The following is a 13,444-nucleotide window of genomic DNA, read 5'->3' on the forward strand; positions in this document are numbered from 1 at the left end:
GAAATTATGAGTGCAACTTCAAATTTTGGAACTGAACGAATCAGTAAATTATTGTTACAGCAAGCTATTCCCGCAGGAATAGGAATTTTGGTGTTATCAATTTATAGCCTGGTCGATACCATTTTTATTGGGAGATATATCGGAGGGATTGGTATTGCAGCAATTACAATTGTTTCACCTATTACATTTTTAGTCTCGTCCATTGGTTTGGGGATAGGAATGGGCGGAGGCTCACTAATTTCTTTGAATCTGGGAGAAGGAAATGTAAATCGGGCAAAACAAATTCTTGGAAATCAGAGTTTATTAGTGCTCTTGTTGAGTGCAGTAATTATGGGCCTTGGGTTTCTGTTTTATGATGGAATCTTACAAATGTTTGGTGCCCGGGGAGCATCTTTATTAGCGTCTCAGGAGTATTTCTTTTTTACACTTTGGGGACTCCCATTTTTTATGGGACAGATGATGCTCAACAATGTTTTACGTGCAGAAGGGAATGCGCAAGCGGCCATGATTGTTTTGGGTTTACCGTCAATTATTAATATTCTCCTGGACGCTGTTTTTATCATCGTTTTAGATATGGGATTAAATGGAGTAGCTTTGGCTACCGCGTTATCACAAGCTATTGGAGTGATAATAGGTGTGATTTTTCTACTGCGTAAAAGTCAGATAATTCCTTCACTTTCTGATTTTAAATGGAGCACCAAATTGGTGAAATCAATTGCGGGATTAGGATCTGTTCAGTTTTTGAGTCAGGCGACCATGAGCATTGTAGTTGTATTTGCCAATAACCTATTGATGAAATACGGTGGAGACCTGGCTATTTCTGCATATGGATTGGTGATCAGAATTACCATGTTTGCGTTTTTTCCGGTGATGGGAATCGTACAGGGTTTCATGCCCATCGCGGGATTTAACTATGGCGCTGGGAAGCAAAACCGGGTAAAAGAAGCGATTCATAAATCATTTTTGAGTTCTACAATCATTGCATTTTCAATCATGATTTTGGCCATGTTGGGTGCTGAAAGTATTGTAGGTGTTTTTACAGACGAATCTGATCTGATACTAATGGCTTCTGTGGTGATGTATTGGGTTTTCTCAGCATATCCGTTATTGGGAATTCAGCAAGTCAGTACAGCATATTTTCAGGCTATAGGAAAGGCACGACCTGCACTTTGGTTGACATTGGTAAAGCAAATCATATTGATTCCAACTTTATTTATTCTGCCATTGTTTTTTCAGTTAGATGGCATCTGGTACGGCTTTCCGATTTCTGAAGTGAGTACGACTCTTATTGCGTACTCTTCTTTTAGAAGAGAATTAAAATTAAATCAAGCATAATTAGATCAAAATGGAAAAGAGAGGATTATTAAAATTTCAAGAACCTAGAAATGGGATACAATATATTGTGAACACTGACATCAGAACAGAATTAAAACCATTGGTGTTTTTTGATGCGGGTAAATTTACCAGATCAGATGATGGTTTTACCATTGGGTATCATCCACATTCCGGGATCGGAATTATTACCTATTTTCATGGAACAGATTTACACCATAAGGACAGTGCAGATCATCCTGGAGTTATTCATGATGGTGGCATGCAATGGATTCGTGCCGGAAAAGGAGTGTGGCATGAAGAAGGTTATCATCGAAAACATAATGCGCAAACTACCGGAGAATGGACGGGGTCAATTCACCAACTTTGGATTCAGTTACCTCCAGAGCTAGAAGAGAGTGAGGTAGTGTACGAGAATTTACCATCGGACGAAATTGCTGTTCATGATCATGTGAAAGTACTTGCAGGAACTTATCAGGGGGTGAAGGGAAAAATTGACTTACCGATAGAAATGACCTATTTGGATGTCTCTCTTAAAGCCGGAGAGACCTGGAAATTTGAAACACCAAAAGGTCAAACTACAGGATTCGTTTTTACACGTGACGGGGCCATAAAATTGAATGAAGAATTAATTGAGAATAATAAAATGGCCATCCTGGAACATAAAGAAGGAGTGTTACAGGTAGAAGCACACAATGAAAACTCAAATTTTATAGTGGTTTTAGCTAAGCCGGAATCATATCCATCGGTAACACATGGAGGTCAGATTCATACCAATGAAGAATCACTTTTAAGAAGTCTGGAACACATCAAAAAAATAGGGGGAGACCTTAAATCATAGAAACTTAAAATTTCACAAAAAAGTAACAAAAATATCATCGAATGACCATTTTTTACCTTTTTGAAAATGGACGATTCGATTACGTTTGTCGGATTAAATTAATTAATATAAACATGAAAAGAATAATATTATCTGCTTTTGTATTAGGGGCAGTTTTAACATCTTGTTCTGATGGCGGAACAAAAGTAGAAAGTAAAGAAGCAGAGGTAGTTGAAGTAAAAGCAACTGAAACCACTCAAACTTATTCTGTGGTAGCAGAAGGAAGTTACGTAGACTGGAAAGCTGCACATTTAGGTGGAGTGCAACCTCGTTTTGGAAAAATCATGATTGGTAAAGCTGAAGTTTCAACAAATGATAACAAGTTGGCTAATGCGATGATTGAAATGGACATGGCTTCATTTACGGTAGAGAATTTTGAAGATGAAGAGTCTAAAATGAAATTGACTGGTCACTTACAAAGTGATGATTTCTTCAAGATTGAAGCATTTCCTACATCTACTTTTGAATTAACCGGAGTGGAAGCTCAAACAGGAGAGTACAATTCTAAATTAACAGGTAACTTAACGATTTTAGGTGTAGCTAAGAGTATTTCTTTTCTTGCAAACGTTAACGTTTCTGACGAAGCAGTAGCTGTAAAATCAGAAAACTTTGCGATTGACAGAACAGAGTGGGGATTAACTTACAACGTAGAAGGAACTGAAGGTGTACCAGCTGATTATTTGATCGCAAATGACATCAACTTTACGGTAGATGTTAAGATTACAAAATAATCGATTTCAATTTATAAAAGTTGGGGCTTAGGATTTAAACCCAATTTTAGAAAAGGGGACTATGACGATGGATCCCCTTTTTTGTTTTAACTCGTCAACAAGAATAACCGATATAAGTAGATTGAAAATATTACATTAGTACATCATGTCAAGAAAAGATCAGGTTACATTTTACGAAGCCAATAAACTGGGAAAGGGGTTGCCTTTTGCCATTGTGAGTCATGCCGAATTAATCAGTTCGAATGATTTGTTTACCCCATCATTGAGAGATTTTCACGTGATCTTTTGGTTTAAAAAGGGTACCGGAAAATATTACATTGATTTTGAAGAATACGAGATCAAGCCCAATACCATTCTTTTGACATCCAAAGACAATCTACATTATTTCGAGCATTTCAAAGATTTTTGCGAACTGCAATCCATTGCGTTTCAACCCAATTTTGTGTACCGAAATAATAAAGATTTAAGGCATCTGTTCAATTTTGATGCAGCTTGTCATTTCACCGGACGTCAAACACTTTCTCCAAACGAAAGTGACACCCAATTTTTAGAAAATATCAGTAATCAGATGTTTGAGATTTTTGGGAATTGGGATGGTGTAGCAAGAGAAGAAGGGTTTTATCATGCGCTGTCATTGTTTCTAATTAGATGCGAACAGATTCAGCAAGAAACCAAAGGAGGCGATACCCGAAACATGGTGTATTCTGAGATGTTATTAAAATTCAACGAATTGTTATCTCATAATTTTAAAACGGAGACGAAAGTCGAGTTTTATGTAGAGCAGTTGGGCACAACGGTAAAAACATTATCCCGATTGGTCAAAGAACAATACAATGTATCCACAAAGGCGGTGATTGATGAAAGAAGAACATTGGAAATTAAACGGATGTTACGTGGTACGAATAAACCCGTAAAAGAAATCGCCTACGAATTGGGTTTTGATGAACCCACCAATATGATCAAGTATTTTAAGAAACATGTGGGGATGACTCCGAATGGATTCCGAAAATCGTTTGTCTAAAAGTTACCATTAATGTCAATAATTTACCTTTTCGAAAGAGAGGGGATGAAATACCTTTGAACTCTAAGATTAAATAAGACCAAATCATGAAAAAAATTATAGCATTTGCAGGAAGTAATAGTTCGAAATCCATTAATCAACAATTAATCAAATCAATCTCCGGAATGGTAGAAGGCGCAGAGGTGGAAGTGATCAGTTTAAGAGATTATCCGGCACCCATGTTTGGTGTGGATTTAGAAGAAGCTGAAGGGTACCCTGATACCATGAAACAATTGTTTGAATTGATGGGAACCGCTGATGGATTTATTGTATCAACTCCGGAGCACAATGGGTTTATGCCAGCAGTAATGAAGAATACACACGATTGGTTATCTCGAATGGGACGTAAAGTGTATAATGGAAAACCAGTGGTATTTTTAAGTACTTCTCCCGGAGGAAGAGGTGGCGCATCAGCATTAGGACAAATGTTGAACATTATGCCACATCAGGGCGCGCAGGTTATTGGTGGACATTCTGTAGCTAGTTTTTTCGATAAGTTTAAGGAAGGAACTTTAATTGAAGGATCGGATAAACAAGCCATCGAAAAATTAGTAAAAGAACTGGTAGCATCCCTATAAGCGCTAAAAGAATATTATTTAAAAACCGATAATTTGATTATCGGTTTTTTTATGCACTTTAGTTTTATGCCATCCTTTAAGTATATTTAATCGTCTAAGAAGGTAATTATGAAATATATAATTCACTTTCTGTTTATCCTGATGTTTGTGGGTGCACAAGCGCAAACCCATAGATGTAATCCGCATGAAGAACTTTTGAATTCAGTAGATTCACGAGAAAGAAGTGCCAGAATGATTTCCAATGATTCCTCATTTGATGTCAATTTTTACCATTTAGACCTGGAAATTGCTATGGATTCCAGTTTTATTGAGGGACGAGTAGATTATAAACTGATTGCCACAAAGAATGGCGTGTCTTCCATAAAATTGGATTTGGATCAAACTTTTGCTGTGGATCAGGTTGGAGGAGTCGCCAATTTGTTTACGTTTACCAATAATGTGTTGGAGATTCAATGTAATCAGACATTTAATCAGGGGGATACCATGGAATTGTGGGTGGAATATCATGGAGTGCCTGCTTTAGCAGGAGGAATTAAAGGTTTGAGATATGAAATGCATGACGGGAATGAGCCGATTATTGCTTCGCTATCCACTCCCTATTTGGCGCATACCTGGTGGCCATGTAAAGATGGTACGGAAGACAAAGCAGATTCTGTTTATGTAGATATTACGATTAAGGATACGACAGTAAATACTATACCAGTAATTGCAGTTTCCAATGGGATGTTGTCTCATGTTTCCACAGCAAATGGAAAGAAAACGTTTCACTGGCAGCATCGATCTCCTATCGTACCATATTATGTCATGGTAGCGATTTCTAATTACCGAAAAATTCAGGATACATATTCGGGAGTAGGATATGCAATGCCTTTGGAATATTATGTTTTTGATTCTCATATGACGGATGCCCAATTAGGTACCAGTCAAATGAAGGATGTGATGGATTATTTCTCCACCATTTTTGGACCATATCCATTTAAAGATGAAAAATACGGGATGACTCAATTGGGATTTTATGGTGGAATAGAAAATCAAACAAATTCCATTGTGAATAATATGGGGCAGCAGTCGTTTGATGATTTATTGGTGCATGAACTGGCACATCAATGGTTTGCAGATTACATCACCTGTCAAACCTGGAGTGACGGTTGGTTAAATGAAGGATTTGCGTCCTATTCGGAAGCGCTGTATCAGGAACATGATAAGGGTTTTCAAAGTTATCAGATTTACATGTTGCAATTTGCGGATAAGTCGGGTGGGACCATATACAATTACAATGCTGACGACCCTTTTGCAGTGTTTAATACCTTGATTTACTACAAAGGCGCTTATGTTTTACATATGCTCCGAGGCGTAATGGGAGATGATGATTTTTTTGCAGCAATTTACGATTATGCCACAAGTTCGAATTTTGCTTTCGGACATACAACTACACAGGATTTTCAAGCGGTTTGTGAAAATGTTTCGGGTCAGAGTTTGGATTACTTTTTTGAGCAATGGATTTATGATGAATTCTATCCGGAATACGATTATAATTTCAAAAATGATCCAAATGGTGTATTTAAACTATCGGTTCTTCAAACGCAGGATTTGAAAGGAAGAAGAGAAATCTTTAAGATGCCTATGGAAATCAAACTTATATTTTCAGATGGATCGGATAGTACGGTTAAAGTGATGAATAACCACAAACTGGAAGAGTATGAGTTTACAAATATGAAACCGGTGCTGATGATTTTTATGGATCCCAATAACTGGATTTTAAAGGAAACACGATTAAATCAGAATCTGGTCGTAGGTGTTCCAGAATTAGAGACTACTGATTTACAAGTTTATCCGAATCCCGGAAATGGACATTTTAAGGTGCATTTAAATGGCGATTTTCAGCAGCAAAATCTGGAATTCAAAGTGTATGATGTGTCTGGAAAATTACTCTTTAAGATTGATGAGATGAGAAATGCAGATGTAATGATTCATTTGGACTTAAGTCATCTGAATTCTGGGGTTTATATTTTGAGTTTAGAAAGTTCAAAGGGCATACAGCGGAAGGTGATTACTATCTCAGATTTATAGGAATTGGGTTAGTTTTTAAACCCTGTAGTGAACAAATTTCGGGCTCCATTAATCCCGCACTTTTGATACTTGTTATAAGCTTGAGCAGCTCTTTCATCAATTTGATTTCCGGTTTCGTTATTGATCCATCCATCTAAAGCAGCTTTCAAGGTGTATGCTTCGGGCGCCATAAGGTGCGTGGTCCATAAAATAGGGCGAGCTTGTGCTTGTTTAATTTCAGGAGAGAAAAAAGCTCTGCTATAACATGCCAGGATAATCACATCTTTCTTTTTAGAAGTCACTTCATTGTAAGTGACGTTTATATCAAAATCCATGAGTCCATCATGCCCCACGTAGGTGATGAGGTCAGCACCACCACCAAATGATAAGTTGGTTCCATTTTCTTGTATGGTAATTGGATTTTGTGCATTGGAGGCTTTCAGGAAGTTTTCAATGCAGAGTTTGATTTGTTCCCCATCATAGGCATCCGCCAATAGGTAGACATCCTGTGTGGCATGTTTAAAAAGCAATCGATCTAAAATGTAAGGATTGGAAGACGCTACCTTGCGGATAAGCTTCCAATCCTGAGTCTTTAAATGAAAGAAAGATTTTACTCCGTAACCAGCCCCCCAGTATAAATTCAATCGTGGGTCTTTGCCATTTCCAATTTTAGCAGGTACCGGAACAATTCCCTGATGCTCATTGTCACATAAAGCCACAAAAACATGAACAGTTCTGGTCTGTGCATAGCTATTGAAAACAAAAAATAAAGCAGCGGTTATGGAGATTAACTTTATCATTTAGTTTCGAGACATTTTATGATTATCCTGTTATTACAAGGATCTTTTACCAGTACATATCCAATTTTAACCTGAATCGGTGGTTCTATTTTAGTTCACTATTAACTTCAAGATCCAATTGAGGTATTTCATCGGTTAAGTAGATTTTATCATCTATTTTGATTTGTCATCCCCAACAACATCTACATTTATTTATATCTCGACCAATTATAGTCGCATTAGTGTCACATTTATCACCCTCACTTAGTGAGTATAAAACACTAGAGAGTATTATTTGAAGAGCAAGAATTACTTTCATAAGGGACTTTCAATGTTACTGTTATTGGTGCGGTGCATTTTCCAGAATAAAAGAACCAACGCTAATATTTGAAATATAGTGTTTAAAGTCTGATTTAAAGCGAAATGCTCTAGTGCTAGAATGCGTTCTGTTTCTGACTCAACGATAAGTAAACCATAAAGTTTTCCGGTCGCTAAATTTGCCGCATACAATAGAAGAAATAAAAAAAGTAGATAATACACCGTCCTTATATTTGGAGTATTGTTCCCTAAAAATTTGCGATATAAAATCGTTAGTATTCCAAGAGACATGATACCCATTAAGCTAATAACCCCGATTAAAATATTTTCATTTTCAATTTTTGAGATCATCATATTTGCACATAATAAAAGCTTTGTCGATACTTGTAGTATCAGTTTGAAGATGAAATAAATAAAGATACCGGATAATGCGGTGCGTATATTCTTGCTTTCCATTAGAGATAGTAGTTAAGGATCACTAATGTACAAATAATATTATGTGCCTTTAAGGTTACGCCTCAATCAATCTTAAAATAGTTTTATGAAAATCAGATTCATCTATCCCCATAACCTTATGGAGGTTTTCAAAGAAAAGTTCTCCATTATCACCAGAGTAAACTAAAGTCATCACATCATCAAACCCTTTTTTACGCATGACTTCTTCGCATAAAAATGCGCTCATGACATAATAGGAGTAGTGACGATTTACAGCAGATTTTCTGCCTTTTTTAAATTCCTCTAAAAAGTCGATATCCGGATTTTGTTTGAGTGCATCACGGAATTGTTTTTTAAGATCATCCATAGAATCATAGCTTAAACCATATCCGCCATAATAAGTGGAAACTCCTTGCATGAACGGCCAGTACATATCGTCAGGATTGGGAAGATTATAGTAAATGTAATCTGCTACATATCCGAATGAGTAATTTTCGTTTGCGGTACCTGTAACATAAACCTGTGCATTTTGATCCATAAAACCCAAATCGTGACATAAGAAGTTGCATTGTCTGGCACTGTAAAGAAATCCATGAGATTTTAATAATTCATCAAGACTCTCGAAACAGTAGTAGTCCAAATGAGATTTAGGAGTTCCGGTAAGTTTAGTCAATTCATCTTTAAACTCAGTGAATTCTTGTGCTTTGGAATCATTGATGGCTCCACTGTAATGATACGTTACGTCATTGAATTTTCTGGTTTTAAAGTTTCTGGTGTTTTCATCAAAGAGGCAATAGAATTGATAATGATCTTCAACAGGTACTGCTAAAATCTCAGTAACCTGATACACAAATGGAACATCATCTTTTATTCCGGTAAATGAAATGGTTACTTTATAATTTCCATTTCCCATGTCATAAGATTTTAAAACACTGGGTTGGTGAAATGTCCAGCTGGAGTTCTTTCCGATTCTGGAAAATTTAGCAAAAAAGAATCCATGACGTTCCAGATGATTTGAATCTACATATGTATCTGAAAAGGAATCATTTTGAGCTTCGGTTAAGAATGCATTTAAAGAGTTTTCCAGTTGAATGGCAGTAAGGCTATCTTCTGATAGTTCAATGTTGAGGTTACGATTAATTGTGATTTGTCCAAGTGAGATGTTAGTAATGATCAGGCCTAGAAATAAAATAAGTTTTGTGTGCATTGTGATATATTTTTCGAGTTTACCGCCTAAAAGTAGCTGCTATTTAAACTCAAAAAATAAAATTAACAGGTCGTTAACCTAAAAACGAATGAGACGTCCGTTAGTGGATATTTTTATGGATAAACGGATCAGTCATCTAGCTGAAAACGCAGAACAGTTTTTAATTTCTCTACCGGAACTTTTCTAAAGTCGGATAGATAAATTTCTCTATGTTTTTTCTATTTTCGAATCACGTTATTCTGCGCTGCAAACTCTTCCATGATTTTAAAACTTGCTGGTTCATCATCATAACTTCCCATATGCATCATTTGAATACAGTGGCCATCCGTGATTTTCTCTAAACGAACCTGATCCAATAGTCTATGTGGTTTCTTTTGTTTGACAGATTCCAGGATTTGATCAAAGTATGTCTGATCTATGAAATCCGGTTGTCTGATCATTAAGTCAAAAACCAGATCATCCTTGTTGATTTTGCCATTGAAGTTTTGTTTGGCTTCATCCGTAATATCCCAAATACCTTCTAGTGGATAAACCGTCCAGTCCATATAGTTTTTAGGTTTTGAAACTTCTTTTTTGAGGTTCATTTTTAATCCGTATGAGATACTGTAGAGGACCTGAATGCACTCTGCAAAGAAGTCTCCATTGGGATTACCTGCTCCGCTAATAACGACAAACTGATATTCCGGGATTTTTACAATTTCAGGTTTGGTTTTAGGCAAGTAAACAGATTTTTCTTTTTTTCTCCATTCGTGCTTCATGATGAAATGTTATTGGCTAAATGAAATAAATAAGTAATTAAATATTTAATTGTGGAATTTTTGTTTCTCTTTGAGCTATTGTTTGTAATAAAATGTTCCTGAAGTTAATTCCAGTGTATCGGAATTAAAATAGGATGCCAGAGTCATCTCAAAAGAACCTTCCACATGTTCATCTGAATTAGCGGTAATTGTCACTTGCCCGGCAACGTTATTGCTCCAGGTGGTGGTGCCATCATTATAAGATATGGTAATTATATTATCTGAGGCATTAAAAGTTCCGGTCGTATCCTCAGGCATAAAAATCTGAATGCTTGTGGGATTTGAGGTAGCATTTAATTGTCGCGTGCCGCCAGACACTGCCCAACTTAAAATAGCTCCTGACCAGGCTTGTCCATCTATATGTGTGTTGATTTCATTGGCTTTAGGTGTTGTGGGTGGTGGAGAAGGCGCACTTGGAGTATCTTTTTTGCACGATGCAAAGAAGAGCATTACAGCACCAACAATAGTAAAAACGATAGGCTTCATAATAATTGGATTGGGTGATAAAGATAGTGTTTTATCACCTGGTAGGTTCGGAATTATCCAATTTTAACTGAGGTCATACTCAAACTTCCTGCAAGCATTTTATCATTAAATAATTGCACAGATTCGTTTTTATTCTGAAGCCCCAGCGAATAAATCAAAGGCAGATAATGATCTGGGGTAGGAATGGCCAATTGCCAGGCTTTTCCGGCTTTGTGGTAATTAATCAAGGATTGATGGTCTCCATCAATCATAAACTGATTAACCTGAGCACGTACTTCTCTGGCCCAGTCAAATCCGTAATTATCTACATGTGCATTTCTAAAATCAACCATTCTCAGGTTATGAACGATATTTCCACTTCCGATGATTAGGACACCTTTGTCTCTTAAAGAGCGTAGTTGTTGCGCCAATTCATAGTGATATGAAGCAGGTTGTGTTCGATCGATACTCATTTGAATTACCGGAATGTTGGCATCCGGATATAGATGTTTGATCACCGTCCATGCCCCATGATCTAATCCCCATTCATGATCCAGATCTACATGGGTAGATGTAATAAGTTTTTGTGTATCCGAAGCCAATTCAGGAGATCCTTTAGCCGGATATTTAACTTGATACAATTCATCAGGAAAACCACCGAAATCATAAATGGTACGTGGCATTTCCATAGCGGTCAATTTTGTGCCTCTGATGTACCAGTGCGCTGAGATGCATAAAATGGCATTTGGTGTGGGAAGTGTTTTTGAGATGTTTTGAAAACCCTGAACAAATTCATTTTCCTCAATCGCATTCATAGGACTTCCGTGACCTAAAAACAAAACCGGCATTTGGGGAGTTGCCGCAAAATTTTGAGATAGTTTTTCTAGTTCGCTGAGCTTGTTCATGCCAAATAATGTTGATGATGCAGATATACCTGCTATTTTTAGAAATGATCTTCGTTTCACTGGAATCAAATTAACGATACAAAAGTGAATGATTTCAGAACCATCTGCATTAATGTAGATTAAGAAATGAAGTGCAAAAGAAAAAGCTAACCTACAGATGTAAGTTAGCTTTTCACAATTCTTTATAGGAATAGATTTATTCTATAACATTCAGATTTTGAATGATCTTAAAGTTGCGATATTCTCCCAATTTAGTGTCAAAGAATTCCTGTGTTGTGAAAGTGATAAACACTTTTTTATCCGTTAGTGTTTTATAGATGTTAGATAGTTCAACATTGGATTCAATGAATGTAAACCAGTAAAACTTTGAAATCTTACCCTTTTCATCTTTTACAGAAAAAATCACAAATGAATCATCAGAGATTTGGGTGATTTGGCCTGTGACTACATTTTCAGAAGTTTCTTCTTCCGAATCACTAATTTCTCCTGTTTTGCCCATTAGTTTTAATAGCGCATCCGGGCAGGTCGTAGCCATTTTAAGTCCAATAATACGTCCGAGTTCTTCACCCTGAGTCTCTATCTTATCAAAGTTAATCTTGTAATCTTTTTTCAATTGTTTTTGGTAAGGAGAAGCCGCTTCTAAAAGACAAAGTCCTAGTTTCATTTTATACTGTTCGATACTTAGTGTATCAGGTAGTTTGTCAAAACATTCACAGGTCGTTTCTGCGATTTTATCCATGTAGTTTTGCGCAAATGAAAAGTTTGAAATTGTTAGGAGTAGCGTAAATAAAAGTGCGTGTTTAATTTTCATCAATCTGAATTTAAAATATTAGAATTATAGTAGAATCTGTTTAAGCTAGGGATATTGGAATTATCATTTTATTCACTCACTGCATAAACGATCATCATCAGATGACGAAAGTACATTTTTATTGTTCTTAGAGGTTATCGGATCATTACGGATTCATAAAATTTTCAATTTCATGAATAGATTGAGATGTAGCTTCTTCCTGAACAAAGTGTCCACATTCAAATAATACGACTCGTGCTTTTGGTAATCGATGGGTCCATTTTTTCAAATACTCGGGAGTGATGAATGAATCTTGCATGCCCCATATGATGAGCCACGGTTTATCTTCCAAAACATGTAACTGTTCCCATTGCTGCTGGTACCAATCAGAAGCACCTATTAATGACTGTCCGATTCGTAGGAGTGACCATCGGGATGATTTATTGGGAAAAGGGGAGATGTATTGTTGGTGTACTTCTTTAGACAAATTCCCTTGATCATAGAATCCTTTTTTGAGGAGGACCTTTGGAGAGAAATTCAATCGGAGGTAAAGAAACTTGCCCAATCCGGATTGAAGAATGTTATTGACCTTTTGAGCAGCAGGGTTTGTTTGGGTTTCCCATAACCAGGTATTCAATAGCACAACTCTTTTAATCCGATCGTTATTTTGAATTGCAGCTGATAGACCAATGGGACCACCAAAATCATGTACGACCAGAGTCATGTTTTTAAGGTTTAGTTTATGGATAAATTCATCAAGGTTTTTTGAATGAGCCTGAGGTGTACTTTCAAAATTTTCTGGTTTTTCTGATAGACCAAAACCAATATGGTCCGGAGCGATACATCGATATTTTGTAGAAAGTGAGGTAATAAAATCTCGATATAAAAATGACCAGGTTGGAGTGCCATGAATAAAAAGAATCACCTCTCCGGAACCTTGATCCACGTAATGCATTTTTCCGGTTTCCAGTTGGATGAAATGATGTTCAAAAGGGTATAAGGTAGTGTCTAACCAGTCTTGTGATTTGATAGATGAATTCATGATGAAAAGTATGGAGATGATAAACAAATGTTTCATGGAATGATTTTGAAACAAATGTCCTTGAATACGATTCACC

At 36.6% G+C, this 13,444-nt stretch carries 13 protein-coding genes and 1 pseudogene; 6 read left to right on the forward strand and 8 right to left on the reverse strand.

Annotation, left to right across the window (positions count from 1 at the left end; translation table 11 throughout):
* Positions 1 to 6 precede the first annotated feature (6 nt).
* From KFE94_12305 to KFE94_12330, 6 genes are all read left to right on the forward strand, one after another.
* Positions 7 to 1,335 carry an MATE family efflux transporter gene (locus tag KFE94_12305; protein UTW65433.1) on the forward strand — a complete coding sequence of 443 codons (1,329 nt, stop codon included), beginning with the start codon at positions 7 to 9 and terminating at the stop codon, positions 1,333 to 1,335.
* 10 nt (positions 1,336 to 1,345) lie between these two features.
* Positions 1,346 to 2,173, forward strand: a complete 828-nt coding sequence (locus KFE94_12310) for a pirin family protein (protein ID UTW65434.1) — start codon at positions 1,346 to 1,348, stop codon at positions 2,171 to 2,173.
* Between the two features lie 113 nt (positions 2,174 to 2,286).
* A complete protein-coding gene (locus KFE94_12315; protein ID UTW65435.1) occupies positions 2,287 to 2,943 on the forward strand; it encodes a YceI family protein in 657 nt (218 codons plus the stop codon).
* Positions 2,944 to 3,088: 145 nt separating this feature from the next.
* Complete coding sequence (locus tag KFE94_12320) at positions 3,089 to 3,964, forward strand: helix-turn-helix domain-containing protein (protein UTW65436.1); 876 nt, start codon at positions 3,089 to 3,091, stop codon at positions 3,962 to 3,964.
* Positions 3,965 to 4,050: 86 nt separating this feature from the next.
* Complete coding sequence (locus tag KFE94_12325) at positions 4,051 to 4,581, forward strand: NAD(P)H-dependent oxidoreductase (GenBank protein ID UTW65437.1); 531 nt, start codon at positions 4,051 to 4,053, stop codon at positions 4,579 to 4,581.
* 108 nt (positions 4,582 to 4,689) lie between these two features.
* Positions 4,690 to 6,651, forward strand: coding sequence for a T9SS type A sorting domain-containing protein (locus tag KFE94_12330; protein UTW65438.1), 1,962 nt, complete (start codon positions 4,690 to 4,692; stop codon positions 6,649 to 6,651).
* Between the two features lie 8 nt (positions 6,652 to 6,659).
* Here the strand turns inward: KFE94_12330 and KFE94_12335 are convergent, their stop codons facing one another.
* The 8 genes and pseudogenes from KFE94_12335 to KFE94_12370 form a co-directional block, all read right to left on the reverse strand.
* Positions 6,660 to 7,430: a hypothetical protein gene (locus tag KFE94_12335; protein ID UTW65439.1), complete on the reverse strand. Its 771-nt coding sequence runs from the start codon at positions 7,428 to 7,430 to the stop codon at positions 6,660 to 6,662.
* Between the two features lie 294 nt (positions 7,431 to 7,724).
* Positions 7,725 to 8,183, reverse strand: coding sequence for a hypothetical protein (locus KFE94_12340; protein UTW65440.1), 459 nt, complete (start codon positions 8,181 to 8,183; stop codon positions 7,725 to 7,727).
* A 55-nt stretch (positions 8,184 to 8,238) separates the two neighbouring features.
* On the reverse strand, positions 8,239 to 9,369 hold the full coding sequence (locus KFE94_12345; GenBank protein ID UTW65441.1) for a hypothetical protein: 1,131 nt from the start codon (positions 9,367 to 9,369) through the stop codon (positions 8,239 to 8,241).
* Between the two features lie 128 nt (positions 9,370 to 9,497).
* Positions 9,498 to 10,127: pseudogene (locus KFE94_12350) on the reverse strand (GyrI-like domain-containing protein).
* A 75-nt stretch (positions 10,128 to 10,202) separates the two neighbouring features.
* Positions 10,203 to 10,652 (reverse strand): hypothetical protein, encoded by a 450-nt coding sequence (locus KFE94_12355; GenBank protein UTW65442.1) that lies wholly within the window; start codon positions 10,650 to 10,652, stop codon positions 10,203 to 10,205.
* Positions 10,653 to 10,705: 53 nt separating this feature from the next.
* Entirely contained in the window at positions 10,706 to 11,536 is an 831-nt protein-coding gene (ygiD, locus tag KFE94_12360) for a 4,5-DOPA dioxygenase extradiol (protein UTW65443.1), read from the reverse strand.
* A 196-nt stretch (positions 11,537 to 11,732) separates the two neighbouring features.
* On the reverse strand, positions 11,733 to 12,347 hold the full coding sequence (locus tag KFE94_12365) for a hypothetical protein (protein UTW65444.1): 615 nt from the start codon (positions 12,345 to 12,347) through the stop codon (positions 11,733 to 11,735).
* A 145-nt stretch (positions 12,348 to 12,492) separates the two neighbouring features.
* Complete coding sequence (locus KFE94_12370) at positions 12,493 to 13,368, reverse strand: alpha/beta fold hydrolase (protein ID UTW65445.1); 876 nt, start codon at positions 13,366 to 13,368, stop codon at positions 12,493 to 12,495.
* Positions 13,369 to 13,444: the final 76 nt, after the last annotated feature.

The organism is bacterium SCSIO 12643 (assembly GCA_024398135.1).
In the GTDB taxonomy this organism is placed as follows: domain Bacteria; phylum Bacteroidota; class Bacteroidia; order Flavobacteriales_G; family Salibacteraceae; genus CAJXZP01.

Bases quoted from the DNA above. Each gene is read 5' to 3' on its own strand.
- KFE94_12330 (UTW65438.1), top strand. From the start codon at position 4,690: ATGAAATATATAATTCACTTTCTGTTTATCCTGATGTTTGTGGGTGCA.
- ygiD (UTW65443.1), bottom strand. From the start codon at position 11,536: ATGAACAAGCTCAGCGAACTAGAAAAACTATCTCAAAATTTTGCGGCA.
- KFE94_12335 (UTW65439.1), bottom strand. From the start codon at position 7,430: ATGATAAAGTTAATCTCCATAACCGCTGCTTTATTTTTTGTTTTCAAT.
- KFE94_12345 (UTW65441.1), bottom strand. From the start codon at position 9,369: ATGCACACAAAACTTATTTTATTTCTAGGCCTGATCATTACTAACATC.
- KFE94_12325 (UTW65437.1), top strand. From the start codon at position 4,051: ATGAAAAAAATTATAGCATTTGCAGGAAGTAATAGTTCGAAATCCATT.
- KFE94_12355 (UTW65442.1), bottom strand. From the start codon at position 10,652: ATGAAGCCTATCGTTTTTACTATTGTTGGTGCTGTAATGCTCTTCTTT.
- KFE94_12315 (UTW65435.1), top strand. From the start codon at position 2,287: ATGAAAAGAATAATATTATCTGCTTTTGTATTAGGGGCAGTTTTAACA.
- KFE94_12340 (UTW65440.1), bottom strand. From the start codon at position 8,183: ATGGAAAGCAAGAATATACGCACCGCATTATCCGGTATCTTTATTTAT.
- KFE94_12365 (UTW65444.1), bottom strand. From the start codon at position 12,347: ATGAAAATTAAACACGCACTTTTATTTACGCTACTCCTAACAATTTCA.
- KFE94_12320 (UTW65436.1), top strand. From the start codon at position 3,089: ATGTCAAGAAAAGATCAGGTTACATTTTACGAAGCCAATAAACTGGGA.
- KFE94_12305 (UTW65433.1), top strand. From the start codon at position 7: ATGAGTGCAACTTCAAATTTTGGAACTGAACGAATCAGTAAATTATTG.
- KFE94_12310 (UTW65434.1), top strand. From the start codon at position 1,346: ATGGAAAAGAGAGGATTATTAAAATTTCAAGAACCTAGAAATGGGATA.
- KFE94_12370 (UTW65445.1), bottom strand. From the start codon at position 13,368: ATGAATTCATCTATCAAATCACAAGACTGGTTAGACACTACCTTATAC.